Annotated in this window: 13 protein-coding genes, 3 tRNA genes and 3 rRNA genes; 5 read left to right on the forward strand and 14 right to left on the reverse strand. The window is 52.6% G+C overall.

Going from position 1 to position 20051, the window contains the following annotated elements; genetic code table 11:
* Position 1: 1 nt before the first annotated feature.
* Positions 2-1195 carry an enoyl-ACP reductase FabV gene (gene fabV / locus HV243_RS24385; protein ID WP_016155101.1) on the forward strand — a complete coding sequence of 398 codons (1194 nt, stop codon included), beginning with the start codon at positions 2-4 and terminating at the stop codon, positions 1193-1195.
* A 63-nt stretch (positions 1196-1258) separates the two neighbouring features.
* On the opposite strand, the gene ilvA is transcribed toward fabV, so the two are convergent.
* The 6 genes from ilvA to ilvL form a co-directional block, all read right to left on the reverse strand.
* Positions 1259-2803 carry a threonine ammonia-lyase, biosynthetic gene (gene ilvA / locus HV243_RS24390; RefSeq protein ID WP_016157833.1) on the reverse strand — a complete coding sequence of 515 codons (1545 nt, stop codon included), beginning with the start codon at positions 2801-2803 and terminating at the stop codon, positions 1259-1261.
* 5 nt (positions 2804-2808) lie between these two features.
* Positions 2809-4659, reverse strand: coding sequence for a dihydroxy-acid dehydratase (gene ilvD / locus HV243_RS24395; protein WP_016157832.1), 1851 nt, complete (start codon positions 4657-4659; stop codon positions 2809-2811).
* 156 nt (positions 4660-4815) lie between these two features.
* On the reverse strand, positions 4816-5745 hold the full coding sequence (locus tag HV243_RS24400; protein ID WP_003829030.1) for a branched-chain amino acid transaminase: 930 nt from the start codon (positions 5743-5745) through the stop codon (positions 4816-4818).
* Positions 5746-5762: 17 nt separating this feature from the next.
* Complete coding sequence (ilvM, locus tag HV243_RS24405) at positions 5763-6026, reverse strand: acetolactate synthase 2 small subunit (RefSeq protein WP_003018017.1); 264 nt, start codon at positions 6024-6026, stop codon at positions 5763-5765.
* Complete coding sequence (gene ilvG, locus HV243_RS24410) at positions 6023-7669, reverse strand: acetolactate synthase 2 catalytic subunit (RefSeq protein ID WP_047499578.1); 1647 nt, start codon at positions 7667-7669, stop codon at positions 6023-6025. Before ilvG ends, ilvM begins: the two co-directional genes overlap by 4 nt.
* A gap of 139 nt (positions 7670-7808) precedes the next feature.
* Positions 7809-7907 carry an ilv operon leader peptide gene (gene ilvL, locus HV243_RS24415; protein ID WP_001311244.1) on the reverse strand — a complete coding sequence of 33 codons (99 nt, stop codon included), beginning with the start codon at positions 7905-7907 and terminating at the stop codon, positions 7809-7811.
* 353 nt (positions 7908-8260) lie between these two features.
* Here ilvL and HV243_RS24420 point away from each other — a divergent pair, with 353 nt between their 5' ends.
* Positions 8261-9781 carry a YifB family Mg chelatase-like AAA ATPase gene (locus HV243_RS24420; protein WP_053389654.1) on the forward strand — a complete coding sequence of 507 codons (1521 nt, stop codon included), beginning with the start codon at positions 8261-8263 and terminating at the stop codon, positions 9779-9781.
* A gap of 25 nt (positions 9782-9806) precedes the next feature.
* Here the strand turns inward: HV243_RS24420 and maoP are convergent, their stop codons facing one another.
* Positions 9807-10145 (reverse strand): macrodomain Ori organization protein MaoP, encoded by a 339-nt coding sequence (gene maoP, locus HV243_RS24425; RefSeq protein WP_003018025.1) that lies wholly within the window; start codon positions 10143-10145, stop codon positions 9807-9809.
* Positions 10146-10251: 106 nt separating this feature from the next.
* On the opposite strand from maoP, the gene hdfR reads away from it, so the two are divergent.
* Positions 10252-11097, forward strand: a complete 846-nt coding sequence (gene hdfR / locus HV243_RS24430) for an HTH-type transcriptional regulator HdfR (RefSeq protein ID WP_094761725.1) — start codon at positions 10252-10254, stop codon at positions 11095-11097.
* Positions 11098-11198: 101 nt separating this feature from the next.
* On the opposite strand, the gene HV243_RS24435 is transcribed toward hdfR, so the two are convergent.
* From HV243_RS24435 to HV243_RS24460, 6 genes are all read right to left on the reverse strand, one after another.
* Positions 11199-11274: transfer RNA gene (locus HV243_RS24435), tRNA-Trp, on the reverse strand.
* 52 nt (positions 11275-11326) lie between these two features.
* A tRNA-Asp gene (locus HV243_RS24440) sits at positions 11327-11403 on the reverse strand.
* A 55-nt stretch (positions 11404-11458) separates the two neighbouring features.
* Positions 11459-11574, reverse strand: a 5S ribosomal RNA gene (rrf, locus tag HV243_RS24445).
* A 98-nt stretch (positions 11575-11672) separates the two neighbouring features.
* A 23S ribosomal RNA gene (locus HV243_RS24450) occupies positions 11673-14579 on the reverse strand.
* A 220-nt stretch (positions 14580-14799) separates the two neighbouring features.
* Positions 14800-14875 (reverse strand) — tRNA-Glu (locus HV243_RS24455).
* 85 nt (positions 14876-14960) lie between these two features.
* Positions 14961-16502 (reverse strand): 16S ribosomal RNA (locus tag HV243_RS24460).
* Together the 16S, 23S and 5S rRNA genes with 3 tRNA genes alongside form the textbook arrangement of a ribosomal RNA operon.
* A gap of 454 nt (positions 16503-16956) precedes the next feature.
* Here HV243_RS24460 and HV243_RS24465 point away from each other — a divergent pair.
* A complete protein-coding gene (locus HV243_RS24465) occupies positions 16957-17661 on the forward strand; it encodes a FadR/GntR family transcriptional regulator (RefSeq protein ID WP_016157828.1) in 705 nt (234 codons plus the stop codon).
* Position 17662: 1 nt separating this feature from the next.
* On the forward strand, positions 17663-19090 hold the full coding sequence (gene mdtD, locus HV243_RS24470) for a multidrug transporter subunit MdtD (RefSeq protein ID WP_046276279.1): 1428 nt from the start codon (positions 17663-17665) through the stop codon (positions 19088-19090).
* On the opposite strand, the gene rbsR is transcribed toward mdtD, so the two are convergent.
* Entirely contained in the window at positions 19056-20048 is a 993-nt protein-coding gene (gene rbsR, locus HV243_RS24475; RefSeq protein WP_016155093.1) for a ribose operon transcriptional repressor RbsR, read from the reverse strand. The genes mdtD and rbsR overlap by 35 nt on opposite strands.
* Positions 20049-20051: the final 3 nt, after the last annotated feature.

Here is a 20051-nt window from a genome sequence, read left to right on the forward strand (position 1 = left end):
TATGATAATCAAACCAAAAATTCGTGGATTCATCTGTACAACGACCCATCCGACTGGCTGCAAAGTCAATGTGGAAAAACAGATCGATTATGTGAAGAAAAACGGGAAAATCGCTAACGGCCCTTCCCGCGTGCTGGTCATCGGTGCTTCCACCGGTTACGGCCTTGCTTCCAGAATTTCCGCCGCGTTTGGCAGCGGAGCCGCCACTATCGGCGTATTTTTCGAAAAACCAGGCACGGAAACCAAGCCAGGTTCCGCGGGCTGGTATAACTCTGCAGCCTTCGATGAGGCCGCAAAACGTGAAGGTCTGTATTCCAAAAGCATCAACGGCGACGCGTTCTCCGACGAGTGTCGCGACGAAGTTATCAAACTGATCAAAGAAGACCTGGGTCAGATTGACCTGGTGGTTTATTCACTGGCATCTCCGGTACGTAAAATGCCGAAAACCGGTGAAATCGTCCGTTCTGCGCTGAAGCCAATCGGTGAGGTTTATACCTCTAAAGCGATCGATACCAACAAAGATCAGATCATAACCGCCAGCATTGAACCGGCAACCGAAGAAGAAGTTCAGAACACTGTCACCGTTATGGGCGGCGAAGACTGGGAACTGTGGATGGGCGCGCTGAGCGAAGCAGGCGTGCTGGCTGACGGCGTGAAAACCGTTGCCTACTCCTACATCGGTACTGACCTGACCTGGCCAATCTACTGGCACGGCGCGCTGGGCAAAGCAAAAGAAGATCTCGACCGCGCGGCAGGCGCGCTGCGTAATCAACTGGCTCCGCTGAACGGTTCCGCTAACGTTGCTGTACTGAAATCCGTTATCACGCAGGCCTCTTCTGCGATTCCGGTGATGCCGCTGTACATCTCCATGGTCTTCAAGCTGATGAAAGAACAGGGCATTCATGAAGGCTGCATCGAGCAGATCAACCGTCTGATGACCACCAGCCTGTACGGCGATAAAGTGGCGCTTGATGACAACCAGCGTATCCGTATGGATGACTGGGAACTGCGTGAAGACATTCAGCAGGCATGCCGCGATCTGTGGCCGCTGATCACCACCGAAAACCTGGCGCAAAAAACGGACTATGCAGGATATAAGCAGGAATTCCTGAATCTGTTCGGTTTTGGTCTCGACGAAGTGGATTACGATGCGGATGTAAACACCGAAGTCGAATTCGAAGTCATCACGCTGTAATCTGCTGATACAGTTGCAAAAAGGGTTCATGTTTTTACATGAACCCTTTTTTAATGGCTACCGCTAACCCGCCAGGAAGAACCTGAACGCCGGGTTATGCGTTTCATCATGACAGTCATAACCCAGTTCGTTCAGTCGCGTTTCGAAATCAGGCTCGTGCTCACCCAACTCAAACGCCGCCAGTACGCGACCATAATCGGTTCCGTGACTACGATAGTGGAACAACGAAATATTCCAGTGCGTCCCCAGGGTATGCAGGAATTTGAGCAACGCCCCCGGAGATTCCGGGAATTCGAAGCTGTACAGCCGCTCCTGCAAGGGTTTCGACGGGCGCCCACCGACCATGTAGCGCACGTGCAGCTTCGCCATTTCGTCGTCGGACAAATCCACCACGCTGTAGCCACCCTCGTTAAGCAACTGGAGGATTTCCTTACGCTCTTCCAGCCCACGGCTCAGACGGACGCCAACAAAAATACAGGCGTCTTTCGCATCAGCAAATCGGTAGTTAAACTCGGTAACCGAGCGTCCTCCCAACAGCTGGCAAAACTTCAGGAAGCTGCCCTTTTCTTCCGGAATAGTTACTGCCAGCAACGCTTCGCGCTGTTCGCCCAGCTCGCAACGTTCGGAAACATAGCGTAGGCCATGGAAGTTAACGTTAGCGCCGGAAAGGATATGCGCCAGACGTTCGCCGCGAATGTTGTGCTGGGCAATGTACTTTTTCATCCCCGCCAGCGCCAGCGCACCGGATGGTTCCGCCACCGCGCGCACATCCTCGAACAGATCTTTCATTGCCGCACAGATAGCGTCGCTATCGACAGTGATGATGTCGTCGAGATACTCCTGGCACAAACGGAAGGTTTCGTCGCCGATACGTTTCACCGCCACGCCTTCAGCAAAGAGGCCAACACGCGGAAGATCGACCGGTTGACCGGCATCCAGCGCCGCTTTCAGGCAGGCTGAGTCTTCAGCTTCAACGGCAATCACTTTGATCTGCGGCATCAACTGCTTGATCAGCACCGCCACGCCTGCCGCTAATCCGCCACCGCCCACCGGCACGAATACACGATCAAGGTGGGCATCCTGCTGCAATAACTCCAGTGCCAGCGTGCCCTGCCCGGCAATCACCATCGGATGGTCGAACGGAGGAACCCAGGTAAAACCCTGCTGCTGCGACAGCTCAATCGCTTTGGCTTTGGCTTCATCAAAATTCGCGCCGTGTAACAGTACTTCACCACCGAAACCGCGAACGGCATCGACTTTGATATCGGCGGTAGCCGTAGGCATGACAATCAGCGCCTTCACGCCTAATCGCGCAGAAGAGAAAGCTACCCCCTGAGCATGATTACCCGCCGATGCGGTGATTACGCCATGCGCTTTTTGCTCTTCGGTCAGACCGGCCATCATGGCATAAGCACCGCGCAGCTTGAAGCTGTGAACGGGTTGACGGTCTTCGCGCTTCACCAGAATCACGTTATCGAGGCGCGAAGAGAGTTTTTCCATTTTTTGTAGCGGTGTGACCTGCGCCGCTTCGTATACCGGCGCACGCAGCACTGCTCTGAGATACTCGGCGCCTTCTGGAGCGCCGGAGAGGGGTTGAGAATCCGCCATGGTCATTATCCCCCTAGTTTCGACTTATCGCGCACCGCACCTTTGTCGGCGCTGGTTGCCAGGCTGGCGTAAGCGCGCAGCGCAAAGGAGACCTGACGCTGACGATCTTTTGGCGTCCAGGCTTTGTCACCACGAGCTTCTTGCGCTTCACGGCGCGCAGCGATTTCCGCATCGCTCAGTTGCAGTTGAATGCCACGATTCGGGATATCGATAGCAATCATGTCGCCATCTTCGATAATTGCGATATTACCGCCGCTGGCCGCTTCAGGAGAAACGTGACCAATGGAAAGCCCCGAAGTACCGCCAGAGAAACGACCGTCGGTAATCAGCGCGCAGGCCTTACCGAGACCCATCGATTTCAGGAAGGTGGTTGGGTAGAGCATTTCCTGCATGCCTGGCCCGCCCTTCGGCCCTTCGTAGCGAATCACCACCACGTCGCCGGCAACCACTTTACCGCCGAGGATAGCTTCAACCGCATCGTCCTGGCTTTCATACACTTTTGCCGGGCCGGTGAATTTCAGGATGCTGTCATCCACACCAGCGGTTTTTACGATACAGCCGTTTTCCGCGAAGTTACCGTACAGGACTGCCAGGCCGCCGTCTTTGCTGTAAGCATGTTCCAACGAGCGAATGCAACCTTCTGCGCGGTCATCATCCAGGGTGTCCCAACGACAATCCTGCGAGAACGCCTGGGTGGTACGGATGCCAGCCGGACCTGCGCGGAACATTTTTTTCACCGCGTCGTCTTTGGTCAGCATAACGTCATAACTATCGAGCGTTTGAGGCAGAGTCAGTCCCAGCACGTTTTTCACGTCGCGGTTCAGTAGACCGGCGCGATCCAGCTCGCCTAAAATGCCCAGTACGCCGCCCGCGCGGTGCACGTCTTCCATATGGTATTTCTGCGTACTCGGCGCAACTTTACACAGCTGCGGGACTTTGCGGGACAACTTATCAATATCACTCATGGTGAAGTCGATTTCCGCTTCCTGCGCGGCCGCCAGCAGGTGCAGAACGGTGTTGGTGGAGCCGCCCATCGCGATATCCAGCGTCATGGCGTTCTCAAACGCCGCCTTGCTGGCAATGTTGCGCGGCAGGGCTGAAGCGTCATCCTGCTCGTAGTAGCGTTTGGTCAGCTCAACGATGCGTTTACCTGCGTTGAGAAACAGCTCTTTACGGTCGGCATGAGTCGCCAACAGCGAACCGTTACCCGGCTGCGACAGACCCAGCGCTTCGGTCAGACAGTTCATCGAGTTGGCGGTGAACATCCCGGAGCACGAGCCGCAGGTCGGACAGGCCGAACGTTCAACCTGCTCGCTCTGCGAGTCGGAGACTTTCGGGTCTGCGCCCTGAATCATCGCATCAACCAGATCAAGCTTGATGATTTGGTCAGAGAGCTTGGTTTTCCCGGCTTCCATTGGGCCGCCGGAAACAAATATCACCGGAATGTTTAGCCGCAGAGAGGCCATTAACATCCCGGGGGTGATTTTATCGCAGTTAGAGATGCAGACCATCGCATCGGCGCAGTGGGCGTTAACCATATATTCCACTGAATCGGCGATCAGCTCACGCGACGGCAGTGAATAAAGCATGCCGCCATGACCCATGGCGATACCATCATCCACGGCAATGGTGTTGAACTCTTTCGCCACGCCGCCTGAGGCTTCGATTTGTTCGGCAACCAGCTTACCGAGATCGCGCAGGTGGACGTGGCCCGGCACAAACTGGGTAAAGGAGTTCACCACAGCGATAATCGGTTTACCGAAGTCATCATCGGTCATCCCGGTGGCGCGCCACAGTGCGCGGGCACCCGCCATATTGCGGCCGTGGGTGGTGGTAGCAGAACGATACTTAGGCATGCTTGATTAACTCCCGTCTGTCTTTCCCCTGCATATTTCACGCCGCAGCTGAGGGCTGCCTCGCTCCCCCCAGTCACCTACTAAAGTAAGCTCCTGGGGCTCGCTGCGTTGCCATCTTCCTGCAACGTGAACTATTTTGGGGAAATATTAATTTTGTTATTGGTTTACTGAATCCAACCAGCCGTATTTATCTTCCGTTTCACCGGTGAAGAGGCCAAAGAAGGCCTGCTGGATGCGTTTGGTGACCGGACCGCAGCGGCCTTCGCCCACCTGAATACCATCGACGCTGCGTACTGGGGTGATTTCGGCCGCGGTACCGGACATGAACACTTCGTCGGCCAGGTACAGCGATTCACGAGACAGCACCTGCTCACGCACTTCGATATCGAGATCTTTCGCCAACTTAATGATCGCGTCACGGGTGATACCCGGCAGCGCGGAAGAGGTAAACGGCGGGGTAAACAGAATGCCGTCTTTTACTTCAAACAGGTTTTCGCCCGCGCCTTCGGAGATGTAGCCATTCACATCCAGCGCAATGCCTTCCTGGTAGCCATGACGACGCGCTTCACTACCCACCAGCAGCGAAGACAGATAGTTACCACCTGCTTTAGCAGCGGTAGGAATCGTGTTCGGCGCAACGCGGTTCCAGGAAGAAACCATCGCGTCGATCCCCTGCTCCAGCGCTTCAGCACCGAGGTAAGCCCCCCATGGGAACGCGGCGATTATCACATCAGTGGTGTATCCCGCAGGCGGGTTAACGCCCATCCCTACGTCGCCAACAAACACCAGCGGACGGATATAGGCGCTGGTCAGGTTGTTTTTACGAATCACCTCACGGCAAGCTTCCATCAGCTCATCAACGCTCTGAGAAACGGGAAAACGATAGATCTTGGCTGAATCACGCAGACGCTGCATATGTTCGCGATGACGGAACACTACCGGCCCTTTGTGAGAATCGTAGCAACGGATCCCTTCAAATACAGAAGTTCCGTAGTGCAGCGCGTGGGACATCACGTGGACCTTCGCGTCTTCCCAACGAATCATCTCGCCATTAGACCAAATGTAATCAGCTTTTTTCGTCGTCATTTTTCTTCCTTTTGCGCTCAGGCGCGGATTTGTTGTGATGTGGTTGTGCTCTGGCAGATAGCAACATGTGCAACATCTACCAGTTTACTTAACTGACTAAACAGTAAGTCGACCGACCGGGGGCTGGCAACGGTCAATTCGATATTTATATTCTGCGCATCGCTGGCGGCTTCCATATTCATGGAGCACACCTGAAAACCACGATGGCGTACCACGCGTAAAACACGTTCTAACGTTTCCGGATTGAAACGAGCCTCAACGGCGACCTGATGTTGCATCATGATAATTTCTCCAGCATTTCTGAGTTACTGGCGCCAGGTGGCACCAGAGGCCAGACATTCTCAAGTTCGTCGATTGAGACATGAAGCAAGTATGGCCCCTCGCTGTTCAGCATGGTGTCGAGTGCCGCTTCAACCTGGTCTTTACGGGTGATGTGTTGACCAGGAATGCCGAAGGCTCTGGCCAACATGAGGAAATCGGGGTTATCGGTAAGGGTGGTTTCGCTATAACGTTCCTGGAAAAACAGCTGCTGCCATTGTCGCACCATGCCTAACCGCTGGTTGTCGAGTAAAACTATCTTCAGCGGCAACTGCTTGCGTTTTACGGTGCCCAATTCCTGTACATTCATCATGAAGGAACCGTCACCGGAGATACAGATTACCGTATCATTCGGGCGAGCAACCTGCGCGCCAACCGCTGCTGGCAGGCCAAAGCCCATCGTCCCCAGACCGCTCGACGTGATGAAATTTTCAGGGCGAGTGTAGGTCATATGCTGTGCCGACCACATCTGATGCTGGCCAACATCCGTTGTCACTACGCTATCCGCAGGTTTGCGATCGGATAACTGCTTTAACAACAGTGGCGCATAGATAGCTTCCCCCGGATGGTCGTAGCGCCAGGTATGTTCTGCGCGCAGTTCAGCGCTGTGCTGACGCCATTCGTCAATCTTCATCAATTGCTGTAATGCTGGCAGAAGAGAATTTAAATCCCCCTGCAGCGCCACGTGTGCCTGGCGCAGTTTGTTCATTTCCGCTGGGTCGATATCCATGTGGATTACGCTGGCGTTCGGTGCGAAGGTATTCAGCTTGCCAGTCACCCGGTCATCAAAACGTGCGCCAACCGCAATCAGTAAATCGCACTCTTGCACCGCGAAATTCGCGGCTTTAGTACCGTGCATTCCCAACATGCCCAAATAGTACGGGTAGTCAGCATCTACTGCGCCCAGACCTTTCAGCGTGCAGGCGACCGGCATTTGGGTTACCGCGATAAATTCACGCAGGGCCGGGACCGCCTGCGCCATACCTACGCCACCACCTACGTACAGGATGGGTTTTTGTGCCTGCGCCAGCATATTACGTGCCTGCTCAACGTCAGCGTGCGGAAACGTCTCTACGTTTTCGACGGTCGTAAAATATGGCTCCAGCGTACCGCTGGCTAATTGAATGTCTTTCGGGATATCAACCAGAACCGGACCCGGACGACCGGAATTCGCCACGGCGAAAGCCTCAGCCATGATACGCGGCAGTTCTTCGAGTGACTGTACCAGGAAGCTGTGTTTGGTGCAGGACAGAGACATCCCCAGCACGTCCACTTCCTGGAACGCATCCGTTCCGATGAAAGGTGATGCCACCTGACCGGTGATCGCCACCACTGGAACAGAATCTAACAGCGCATCGGCAAGGCCCGTGATCAGGTTGGTTGCGCCAGGGCCGGAAGTAGCGATACAAACGCCGGTTTTACCGGTCGCACGGGCATAGCCAATCGCCGCCATTGCGGCACCCTGCTCGTGTCGGCACAACAGGTGCTCTACGCCGCCGTCATACAACGCATCGTAAACCGGCATAATTGCGCCACCAGGATAACCAAAGACGGTTTGAACCCCTTGTGCACGCAACGCATGTACCACCCACTGTGCCCCATTCATAGTTACATCCCCGCCGTAAATCTTGAGAAACAGAATTTTATGCTACCGTTCACTTTCTGCTCCTCGTGTATGTTTTTAAGGTCAAAAAAAACCCCCGGACCTTTCGGTGCGGGGGTCTTAGTTCGTTAAGGCTTGTTTTCTAAGCCTTTCCTCGTCCAAGTGCAGCCCCGCACGGTGGGATAATAATCACCACCACGCTAATCACGACCAGGCTAATCACTCGTAGAAGGGCTGTCATTTTTGTATTTTCTTGCATCTTGTTCGAAGGAATACCTAAAGAGTTACCATAGAATTTGCAAATGACACAAGATATTTTTTTATTCGTTTTTCTGACGTCGTTAACGGTTTAGATAAATACCGTTGTTTTTTATACAAAAAAATCAAAAATGAAAATATTTCACGCTTCAAGCGATCCTCGGTAACCCGATCCCCAATACAAACACCATTCAAAAGCATTTGCGGGCGTCATTCCAAGCTTAATGCAAGCAGTTATACGTTACGCAAAAATACGGGAACCAGCATCTAAAAACCGTAATTATATGAAATCTTGCCGCGATGTATTACGACATAATACTTTTATCAGGAGGAATTATGTCACTATCGATTGTTCACACACGCGCCGCGCTAGGCGTGAATGCGCCAGCCATTACCATCGAGGTACATATCAGCAACGGCCTGCCTGGTTTAACCATGGTGGGGCTGCCCGAAACGACGGTGAAAGAGGCTCGCGATCGGGTACGCAGTGCGATTATTAATAGCGGTTATGAATTCCCGACAAAGAAGATAACTATAAACCTCGCTCCGGCCGATCTCCCGAAAGAAGGGGGGCGATATGATTTACCTATCGCGGTTGCGCTTCTGGCCGCCTCTGAGCAGCTTACACCCCACAATCTCGACACCTACGAGCTGGTAGGTGAATTAGCGCTTACAGGCGCGCTACGCGGCGTTCCCGGCGCGATATCAAGCGCAACCGAGGCCATTCGTGCAGGCAGGCGAATTATTGTCGCAAAAGAGAATGCCGCTGAAGTTGGACTGATACACGGCGAAGGATGCCTGATCGCCGATCACCTGCAGACCGTATGCGCATTTCTCGAAGGTAAGCATGATTTAGACAGGCCATCATCCGCAGATTTTACGCCTAACGCATTAGCTGATGATCTGAGCGATGTTATCGGCCAGGAACAGGGTAAACGCGGGCTGGAGCTTACCGCAGCAGGCGGCCACAACCTCTTGCTCATCGGCCCGCCGGGTACGGGAAAGACTATGCTAGCCAGTCGACTCAGAGGGCTGCTCCCTCCACTTAGCAACGATGAAGCGCTGGAAAGTGCCGCGATACTCAGTCTGATCCATTCCGACACGATACAAAAACAGTGGAAGCAACGCCCTTTTCGCTCGCCACATCACAGTGCTTCATTAACCGCCATGGTCGGTGGAGGCTCTATTCCTGCGCCAGGAGAGATCTCTTTAGCGCACAACGGCATACTGTTTCTGGATGAACTACCCGAGTTTGAGCGGCGCACGCTGGATGCACTGCGCGAACCCATCGAGTCCGGGCAGATCCATCTATCCCGCAACAGAGCAAAAATAACCTATCCCGCACGCTTTCAACTCATAGCTGCGATGAATCCAAGCCCGACGGGCCATTATCAGGGAAACCATAACCGCTGTACCCCAGAACAGACACTGCGCTACCTAAATCGATTGTCAGGTCCATTTCTTGACCGCTTCGACCTCTCCCTCGAAATTCCCTTACCGCCGCCCGGTATACTCAGCCAGAGCGCGATGAAAGGGGAAAATAGCGCAACGGTGAAGCAACGTGTTATGGCAGCGCGAGAGCGTCAGTATCAGCGGCAAAATAAGTTAAACGCACATCTGGACAGTCAGGATATCCATAAATACTGCCTACTGCGTAGCGACGATGCACAGTGGCTTGAAGAAACGCTCGCTCATCTCGGATTGTCTATCCGCGCCTGGCTGCGCCTGATTAAGGTCGCTCGAACGATTGCGGATATCGAACAATGTGATCACATCTCTCGCCAGCATTTACAGGAGGCCGTTGGGTACCGAGCGATAGACAGGTTACTCATTCATCTGCAGAAACTACTGACATAAAAAAAGGGCTTTCGCCCTTTTTTTATTAATCATCAGATTCGGTGTAGTCTTCTGCGCCTTCCACCTGAGGTTTCCCACCCGATAAGGTGTGGAAGCGTTTTGGACGCTTAATACGCGTCATGTATTTAGACCACACACGTTCAGCTTCGGTAACCGGCTCACGTTCACCACGGCATACCGCAACAAACAGTTTTTCTTCTTCAGTTACCGGCTCACGCTTGCCCAGATCCAGCTCGTTGAAAGCATAACCGTGACGCTCAAGCAGTTGTGCTTCTTTAATGGTGAAATCACCATGACGGGAGAATCCGCGGGGATAATATTTATTATCGAAATATCGATTAGTCGTCGTAAAGCTTTCCGCCATCCTGCACGCTCCTAATTCTTTGGCCGAGCTATTTATGGCGCGGAGTATTAGTTACGCTTGACAGAGCGTCAAACAAAAGATTTAAATCATAACGACAAATAATTTTATGGAGCGAGTTGTGGATACGGAATTGTTAAAAACTTTCCTGGAAGTTAGCCGGACACGCCACTTTGGCAGGGCTGCTGAAGCGCTCTACCTGACCCAATCAGCGGTTAGTTTCCGGATCAGACAACTGGAAAATCAATTGGGTGTAAACCTGTTCACCCGACACAGAAACAATATCCGTTTAACCGCTGCAGGTGAAAAATTATTGCCTTACGCCGAAACGTTGATGAATACGTGGCAGGCAGCACGTAAGGAAGTCGCGAATACCTCGCGGCATAACGAGTTTTCTATCGGTGCCAGCGCATCTCTCTGGGAGTGCATGCTTAATGACTGGTTGAAGCGTTTGTATCAATCTCAGGAGCCACAATCCAGCCTGCAGTTTGAAGCGAGGATCGCTCAACGCCAATCGTTAGTAAAACAGCTTCATGAACGACAGCTTGATCTACTGATTACTACCGAAACACCCAAAATGGACGAATTTAGCAGCCAACTGTTGGGATATTTCACGCTGGCGCTCTATTGCAGCTCTCCTTCGCAAACCAAAGATGAGCTGAATTATTTACGCCTGGAATGGGGACCCGATTTCCAACAACACGAAGCAGGACTAATAGCGGGAGATGAAGTGCCGGTACTCACCACCAGTTCGGCAGAATTGGCCAGGCAGCAACTTTCAGTGATTAAGGGCTTTAGCTGGCTTCCCGTCAACTGGGCCAAAACCAAAAGCGATCTCCATACGGTTACCGACAGTACAACGCTTTCACGTCCTTTATATGCAGTTTGGCTGCAAAACAGCGATAAAAATGGACTAATTTGCGATCTGCTAAGAACGAATATTCTGGAAAATTAAAGAAAATATAGGCAAGGATGATGCCGGGAGTAAAACAGCAGGAAGGCACAATTCAATTGCAGATAAAAAAAATCCTTAGCAAAAATGCTAAGGATTATTTCTGGCAGGGGCGGAGAGACTCGAACTCGCGACACCCGGTTTTGGAGACCGGTGCTCTACCAACTGAGCTACGCCCCTAAATTTTCTTATCATTAAGCCTGCTTGGTAGCAGGCTTAATTTTCTAATAAGTGGCGGAACGGACGGGACTCGAACCCGCGACCCCCTGCGTGACAGGCAGGTATTCTAACCAACTGAACTACCGCTCCACCGAATTTCTTTGTCACTACCCGGATTATTCATCCCGGTTTACTGCAATTTGATGTCTGGCAGTTCCCTACTCTCGCATGGGGAGACCCCACACTACCATCGGCGCTACGGCGTTTCACTTCTGAGTTCGGCATGGGGTCAGGTGGGACCACCGCGCTACAGCCGCCAGGCAAATTCTGTTTATCAACACACCTCTCGGGTCTGTCAATGTAATCTGTAATCAAGCTGAATTTCGATGTCTCATCCGCCAAAACATCTTCGGCGTTGTAAGGTTAAGCCTCACGGTTCATTAGTATCGGTTAGCTCAACGTATCGCTACGCTTACACACCCGACCTATCAACGTCGTCGTCTTCAACGTTCCTTCAGGACCCTTAAAGGGTCAGGGAGAACTCATCTCGGGGCAAGTTTCGTGCTTAGATGCTTTCAGCACTTATCTCTTCCGCATTTAGCTACCGGGCAATGCCATTGGCATGACAACCCGAACACCAGTGATGCGTCCACTCCGGTCCTCTCGTACTAGGAGCAGCCCCCCTCAATTCTCCAGCGCCCACGGCAGATAGGGACCGAACTGTCTCACGACGTTCTAAACCCAGCTCGCGTACCACTTTAAATGGCGAACAGCCATACCCTTGGGACCTACTTCAGCCCCAGGATGTGATGAGCCGACATCGAGGTGCCAAACACCGCCGTCGATATGAACTCTTGGGCGGTATCAGCCTGTTATCCCCGGAGTACCTTTTATCCGTTGAGCGATGGCCCTTCCATTCAGAACCACCGGATCACTAAGACCTGCTTTCGCACCTGCTCGAGCCGTCACTCTCGCAGTCAAGCTAGCTTATGCCTTTGCACTAACCTCCTGATGTCCGACCAGGATTAGCTAACCTTCGTGCTCCTCCGTTACTCTTTAGGAGGAGACCGCCCCAGTCAAACTACCCACCAGACACTGTCCGCAACCCGGATCACGGGTCTACGTTAGAACACCAGCCATTAAAGGGTGGTATTTCAAGGTTGGCTCCATGCAGACTGGCGTCCACACTTCAAAGCCTCCCACCTATCCTACACATCAAGGACCAGTGTTCAGTGTCAAGCTATAGTAAAGGTTCACGGGGTCTTTCCGTCTTGCCGCGGGTACACTGCATCTTCACAGCGAGTTCAATTTCACTGAGTCTCGGGTGGAGACAGCCTGGCCATCATTACGCCATTCGTGCAGGTCGGAACTTACCCGACAAGGAATTTCGCTACCTTAGGACCGTTATAGTTACGGCCGCCGTTTACCGGGGCTTCGATCAAGAGCTTCTCCTTACGGATAACCCCATCAATTAACCTTCCGGCACCGGGCAGGCGTCACACCGTATACGTCCACTTTCGTGTTTGCACAGTGCTGTGTTTTTAATAAACAGTTGCAGCCAGCTGGTATCTTCGACTGATTTCAGCTCCATGAGTAAATCACTTCACCTACATATCAGCGTGCCTTCTCCCGAAGTTACGGCACCATTTTGCCTAGTTCCTTCACCCGAGTTCTCTCAAGCGCCTTGGTATTCTCTACCTGACCACCTGTGTCGGTTTGGGGTACGATTTTGTGTTACCTGATGCTTAGAGGCTTTTCCTGGAAGCAGGGCATTTGTTACTTCAGCACCGTAGTGCCTCGTCATCACACCTCAGCGTTAACAAGACTCCGGATTTACCTGGAATCTCCGCCTACATGCTTAAACCGGGACAACCGTCGCCCGGCTAACATAGCCTTCTCCGTCCCCCCCTCGCAGTAACACCAAGTACAGGAATATTAACCTGTTTCCCATCGACTACGCCTTTCGGCCTCGCCTTAGGGGTCGACTCACCCTGCCCCGATTAACGTTGGACAGGAACCCTTGGTCTTCCGGCGTGCGGGTTTTTCACCCGCATTATCGTTACTTATGTCAGCATTCGCACTTCTGATACCTCCAGCATGCCTCACAGCACACCTTCAACGGCTTACAGAACGCTCCCCTACCCAACAACACATAGTGTCGCTGCCGCAGCTTCGGTGCATGGTTTAGCCCCGTTACATCTTCCGCGCAGGCCGACTCGACCAGTGAGCTATTACGCTTTCTTTAAATGATGGCTGCTTCTAAGCCAACATCCTGGCTGTCTGTGCCTTCCCACATCGTTTCCCACTTAACCATGACTTTGGGACCTTAGCTGGCGGTCTGGGTTGTTTCCCTCTTCACGACGGACGTTAGCACCCGCCGTGTGTCTCCCGTGATAACATTCTTCGGTATTCGCAGTTTGCATCGGGTTGGTAAGTCGGGATGACCCCCTAGCCGAAACAGTGCTCTACCCCCGAAGATGAGTTCACGAGGCGCTACCTAAATAGCTTTCGGGGAGAACCAGCTATCTCCCGGTTTGATTGGCCTTTCACCCCCAGCCACAAGTCATCCGCTAATTTTTCAACATTAGTCGGTTCGGTCCTCCAGTTAGTGTTACCCAACCTTCAACCTGCCCATGGCTAGATCACCGGGTTTCGGGTCTATACCCTGCAACTTAACGCCCAGTTAAGACTCGGTTTCCCTTCGGCTCCCCTATTCGGTTAACCTTGCTACAGAATATAAGTCGCTGACCCATTATACAAAAGGTACGCAGTCACCCCATAAAGAGGCTCCCACTGCTTGTACGTACACGGTTTCAGGTTCTTTTTCACTCCCCTCGCCGGGGTTCTTTTCGCCTTTCCCTCACGGTACTGGTTCACTATCGGTCAGTCAGGAGTATTTAGCCTTGGAGGATGGTCCCCCCATATTCAGACAGGATACCACGTGTCCCGCCCTACTCTTCGAGTTCACAACACATGCACTTTTGTGTACGGGGCTATCACCCTGTATCGCCGGACTTTCCAGACCGTTCCACTACCACACATGCTGATTCAGACTCTGGGCTGCTCCCCGTTCGCTCGCCGCTACTGGGGGAATCTCGGTTGATTTCTTTTCCTCGGGGTACTTAGATGTTTCAGTTCCCCCGGTTCGCTTCATTACGCTATGTATTCACGTAATGATAGTGTGACGAATCACACTGGGTTTCCCCATTCGGAAATCGCCGGTTATAACGGTTCATATCACCTTACCGACGCTTATCGCAGATTAGCACGTCCTTCATCGCCTCTGACTGCCAGGGCATCCACCGTGTACGCTTAGTCGCTTAACCTCACAACCCGAAGATGTTTCGTAAAACACTTCAGTGTTGCGAAAATTTGAGAGACTCGAACACACCGCTTTTCATTTCTTGTTTACGGAGAAATGAAACAGTGTGTCGTTTCAATTTTCAGCTTGATCCAGATTTTTAAAGAGCAAATATCTCAAACGAGACTCGAAAGTCTGTTTTGAGATACTTCGGTCGGCGACTTTCACTCACACATACCAGCAAGTGGCGTCCCCTAGGGGATTCGAACCCCTGTTACCGCCGTGAAAGGGCGGTGTCCTGGGCCTCTAGACGAAGGGGACACTGAAGTCTCAATCGCAAGACGCCTTGCTATTTACTTTTCATCAGACAATCTGTGTGAGCACTACAAAGAACGTTTCTTTAAGGTAAGGAGGTGATCCAACCGCAGGTTCCCCTACGGTTACCTTGTTACGACTTCACCCCAGTCATGAATCACAAAGTGGTAAGCGCCCTCCCGAAGGTTAAGCTACCTACTTCTTTTGCAACCCACTCCCATGGTGTGACGGGCGGTGTGTACAAGGCCCGGGAACGTATTCACCGTGGCATTCTGATCCACGATTACTAGCGATTCCGACTTCATGGAGTCGAGTTGCAGACTCCAATCCGGACTACGACATACTTTATGAGGTCCGCTTGCTCTCGCGAGGTCGCTTCTCTTTGTATATGCCATTGTAGCACGTGTGTAGCCCTACTCGTAAGGGCCATGATGACTTGACGTCATCCCCACCTTCCTCCAGTTTATCACTGGCAGTCTCCTTTGAGTTCCCGGCCGGACCGCTGGCAACAAAGGATAAGGGTTGCGCTCGTTGCGGGACTTAACCCAACATTTCACAACACGAGCTGACGACAGCCATGCAGCACCTGTCTCACGGTTCCCGAAGGCACCAAGGCATCTCTGCCAAGTTCCGTGGATGTCAAGAGTAGGTAAGGTTCTTCGCGTTGCATCGAATTAAACCACATGCTCCACCGCTTGTGCGGGCCCCCGTCAATTCATTTGAGTTTTAACCTTGCGGCCGTACTCCCCAGGCGGTCGACTTAACGCGTTAGCTCCGGAAGCCACGCCTCAAGGGCACAACCTCCAAGTCGACATCGTTTACGGCGTGGACTACCAGGGTATCTAATCCTGTTTGCTCCCCACGCTTTCGCACCTGAGCGTCAGTCTTTGTCCAGGGGGCCGCCTTCGCCACCGGTATTCCTCCAGATCTCTACGCATTTCACCGCTACACCTGGAATTCTACCCCCCTCTACAAGACTCTAGCCTGCCAGTTTCGGATGCAGTTCCCAGGTTGAGCCCGGGGATTTCACATCCGACTTGACAGACCGCCTGCGTGCGCTTTACGCCCAGTAATTCCGATTAACGCTTGCACCCTCCGTATTACCGCGGCTGCTGGCACGGAGTTAGCCGGTGCTTCTTCTGCGAGTAACGTCAATTGCTGCGGTTATTAACCACAACACCTTCCTCCTCGCTGAAAGTACTTTACAACCCGAAGGCCTTCTTCATACACGCGGCATGGCTGCATCAGGCTTGCGCCCATTGTGCAATATTCCCCACTGCTGCCTCCCGTAGGAGTCTGGACCGTGTCTCAGTTCCAGTGTGGCTGGTCATCCTCTCAGACCAGCTAGGGATCGTCGCCTAGGTGAGCCGTTACCCCACCTACTAGCTAATCCCATCTGGGCACATCCGATGGCAAGAGGCCCGAAGGTCCCCCTCTTTGGTCTTGCGACGTTATGCGGTATTAGCTACCGTTTCCAGTAGTTATCCCCCTCCATCGGGCAGTTTCCCAGACATTACTCACCCGTCCGCCACTCGTCACCCAAGGAGCAAGCTCCTCTGTGCTACCGTTCGACTTGCATGTGTTAGGCCTGCCGCCAGCGTTCAATCTGAGCCATGATCAAACTCTTCAATTTAAGTTTGATGCTCGTGAATTAAACTTCGTAATGAATTACGTGTTCACTCAGAGACTTGGTATTCATTTTTCGTCTTGCGACGTTAAGAATCCGTATCTTCGAGTGCCCACACAGATTGTCTGATAAATTGTTAAAGAGCAGTGCCGCTTCGCTTTTTCTCAGCGGCGCGGGGTGTGCATATTACGCCATCCCGCTGGAGAGTCAAGCGTTTATTTTCGCTTTTCTCCGCTGACCCGGCGGTTTGTAATCCGTTGTTCCGTGTCAGTGGAGGCGCATTATAGGGAGTTATTTCAGGCTGACAAGGGGAAATTTAAAATAACTTTCCGAGTGCGTGTTTTTTCAGCAAAACCACCATTAACATGCCATAAAATAAGCAAATTGCCGCTTTTGCAGCCGCAATAACGCTTCCAGGTGGCATACTAATGAATAGGAAATAAAGTAAGGAAAACCATTCATGCCGTTAAATGCCCAACAGCTAGCCGCACAGAAAAACCTGTCCTACGTTCTGGCCGAAAAGCTGGCTCAGCGAATATTAAAAGGTGAATACGCACCGGGCGCTATATTGCCTGGCGAAATAGAGCTGGGCGATCAGTTTGGCGTAAGTCGTACCGCGGTAAGAGAAGCGGTAAAGACGTTAACGGCAAAAGGTATGGTATTACCGCGCCCGCGTATTGGTACACGCGTCATGCCGCAGGCAAACTGGAACTTCCTCGACCAGGAGCTGCTCACCTGGTGGATGACAGAAGATAATTTCTCTCAGGTCATTAAACATTTTCTGGTGATGCGTATCAGCCTGGAGCCTCAGGCGTGTTTACTGGCGGCGACTATAGGTACGGCAGAACAGAAAGCGCATCTCAACACGCTAATGGAAGAAATGGTCGAGCTGAAAAGAAACTTCAGACGCGAGCGTTGGATTGAGGTTGATATCGCCTGGCATGAACACATCTATGAAATGAGTGCGAACCCGTTCCTTATCTCCTTCGCGTCACTCTTCCATTCCGTTTACCAGACCTACTTTACCTCTATTACCTATAACGACGTGGTCAAGCTGGATTTACACCAGGCCATTGTCGACGCAATAGATGAGAGCGATGGCGATCGCGCCTTCGCTGCCTGTCAGGCATTGCTGATAGCACCGAACGTGCTACCGGATAAATAATATGTCAGAAAAGAAATCACGCAGTATGGCCGGGCTACCGTGGATAGCAGCCATGGCCTTTTTTATGCAGGCACTAGACGCCACGATCCTCAATACCGCCTTACCCGCAATAGCACACAGCCTTAACCGCTCTCCGCTCGCCATGCAGTCGGCCATTATCAGCTACACCCTGACGGTCGCGATGCTGATCCCGGTGAGTGGATGGCTGGCAGACAGGTTTGGTACCCGGCGCGTCTTTATGATAGCTGTGAGCCTGTTTACGCTGGGTTCGCTGGCCTGTGCGCTGTCCAGCTCCCTAAGCGAACTGGTGATTTTCCGCGTCATTCAGGGCATCGGTGGCGCCATGATGATGCCCGTTGCCCGTCTGGCATTATTACGTGCTTACCCCCGCAGCGAACTGCTTCCCGTGCTTAACTTCGTAACCATGCCTGGACTTGTGGGGCCGATTTTAGGTCCAGTATTGGGCGGTGTACTGGTCACGTGGGCCAGTTGGCACTGGATCTTCCTGATTAATATTCCAATTGGGGTTGCCGGTATCTTCTATGCCCGCAAATATATGCCGAACTTCACCACGCCGCGCCGCGGTTTTGATATGACCGGTTTCTTTCTGTTTGGTTTGAGCCTGGTGTTGTTTTCCAGCGGGGTAGAGCTGTTCGGTGAGAAGCTTGTCGAGACCTGGATAGCACTCAGCATTATTCTTGCCAGTATTCTGTTACTGCTCGCCTACATTCGCCACGCGCGTCGTCACCCAACGCCGCTAATATCGCTTCCTATATTTAAGACCCGAACTTTTTCCGTCGGGATCGCCGGAAACCTTGCCACTCGTCTGGGTACAGGGTGCGTGCCCTTCTTAATGCCGCTGATGTTGCAGGTAGGCTTTGGATACCCGGCGCTGATAGCCGGTTGCATGATGGCGCCAACGGCGCTGGGATCAATACTGGCGAAATCAATGGTGACGCAGGTGCTGCGCCGGCTCGGCTACAGAACCACACTGGTGGGTGTTACGGTATTTATCGGCCTGATGATTGCGCAGTTCGCATTGCAATCTCCCGCCATGCCGGTCTGGATGTTGATCCTGCCGTTGTTCATTTTGGGTATGGCGATGTCCACCCAGTTTACCTCCATGAATACCATCACTCTGGCGGACCTGACCGATGAAAACGCCAGCAGCGGCAACAGTGTGCTGGCCGTTACTCAGCAGTTATCAATCAGTTTAGGGGTCGCCATCAGCGCTGCCGTTCTGCGTATCTATGAAGGTATGGAAGGAACCAATACGGTCGAGCAGTTCCACTACACCTTTATGACGATGGGCGCTATCACGGTAGTGTCTGCGCTGATGTTCATGCTGCTAAAAGCAAAAGATGGACGTAATCTGATTAAAGAGCGACATAATCCTAAACCGACCCCCGCTCCATCAAAACAGGAGTAAGTTGCAGGCGCTGTTGCTGTAATGCGGGCTGCGCCATCCGGTGGATTAATACATCGATGGCCAGTTCGCCCAGTTCATCTTTTGGTTGATGGATGGTCGTCAGCGGCGGCGTCATATAGCGCGCCAGCTCGATATCATCATAACCCACCACCGCCATATCCTGCGGAATGCGCAATCCCGATTGGTACAGAGCCTGATACGCGCCAACCGCCATGGCATCATTGCCGGTAAAAACGGCCTGCGGTCGCTGTTTATGCGACAGCAACGTTTGCATAGCTTCAAAGCCGCCGCCGAACTCAAAGTCACCGGTAATCTCGTAACCTTCCGGGACCGGCAACCCCGCCCGCTTCATTGCCGCCCGATATCCTTCCAGACGTAAACGCGCTGGAGTTTTATCCAGCGGCCCGGTGATGCAGGCAATGCGCGTAAAACCTTTTTCGATAAGATGTTGAGTGGCTAAATCCCCGCCCAACAGGGAGTTATCCTGGATCAGATCGCTTTCACCATCAAAAGGCGACCAGTCCATCATGACGGTCGGTATAGAAGGATAGCGTTGCATGATCTCCCTGGAAGGTTGATGTGTTTCCGTGCAGAGCAGCAGCAAGCCATCCACCCGTTTTTGCATTAACGTTTCCAGATTACGGTTCATGCGCTGTTCATCACCTTCAGTGTTGCACAGCACCAGGCTGTAGCCGCGTTCAAAACAACTACGTTCAACGCCGCGCACCAGCTCGGAATAAAAGGGGTTGGTACTGGCAGTGATTAACATGCCAATAGTGTGGGTCTGGTTTAACTTGAGACTACGCGCCAGCGCTGAGGGCGCGTAGTTAAGCTCTTTAATCGCCGCTTCAACTTTGTCAGTGACAGACTCACTGACAAAGCGATCTTTATTAATGACGTGAGAAACCGTCGACGTGGAAACCCCCGCCAGGCGGGCGACGTCCTTCATTGTAGCCAAGCG

The sequence above is a fragment of the Citrobacter sp. RHBSTW-00599 genome, assembly GCF_013784065.1.
Classification (GTDB): domain Bacteria; phylum Pseudomonadota; class Gammaproteobacteria; order Enterobacterales; family Enterobacteriaceae; genus Citrobacter; species Citrobacter braakii.

Bases quoted from the DNA above. Each gene is read 5' to 3' on its own strand.
- fabV (WP_016155101.1), top strand. From the start codon at position 2: ATGATAATCAAACCAAAAATTCGTGGATTCATCTGTACAACGACCCAT.
- ilvA (WP_016157833.1), bottom strand. From the start codon at position 2,803: ATGGCGGATTCTCAACCCCTCTCCGGCGCTCCAGAAGGCGCCGAGTAT.
- ilvD (WP_016157832.1), bottom strand. From the start codon at position 4,659: ATGCCTAAGTATCGTTCTGCTACCACCACCCACGGCCGCAATATGGCG.
- HV243_RS24400 (WP_003829030.1), bottom strand. From the start codon at position 5,745: ATGACGACGAAAAAAGCTGATTACATTTGGTCTAATGGCGAGATGATT.
- ilvM (WP_003018017.1), bottom strand. From the start codon at position 6,026: ATGATGCAACATCAGGTCGCCGTTGAGGCTCGTTTCAATCCGGAAACG.
- ilvG (WP_047499578.1), bottom strand. From the start codon at position 7,669: ATGAATGGGGCACAGTGGGTGGTACATGCGTTGCGTGCACAAGGGGTT.
- ilvL (WP_001311244.1), bottom strand. From the start codon at position 7,907: ATGACAGCCCTTCTACGAGTGATTAGCCTGGTCGTGATTAGCGTGGTG.
- HV243_RS24420 (WP_053389654.1), top strand. From the start codon at position 8,261: ATGTCACTATCGATTGTTCACACACGCGCCGCGCTAGGCGTGAATGCG.
- maoP (WP_003018025.1), bottom strand. From the start codon at position 10,145: ATGGCGGAAAGCTTTACGACGACTAATCGATATTTCGATAATAAATAT.
- hdfR (WP_094761725.1), top strand. From the start codon at position 10,252: ATGGAGCGAGTTGTGGATACGGAATTGTTAAAAACTTTCCTGGAAGTT.
- HV243_RS24465 (WP_016157828.1), top strand. From the start codon at position 16,957: ATGCCGTTAAATGCCCAACAGCTAGCCGCACAGAAAAACCTGTCCTAC.
- mdtD (WP_046276279.1), top strand. From the start codon at position 17,663: ATGTCAGAAAAGAAATCACGCAGTATGGCCGGGCTACCGTGGATAGCA.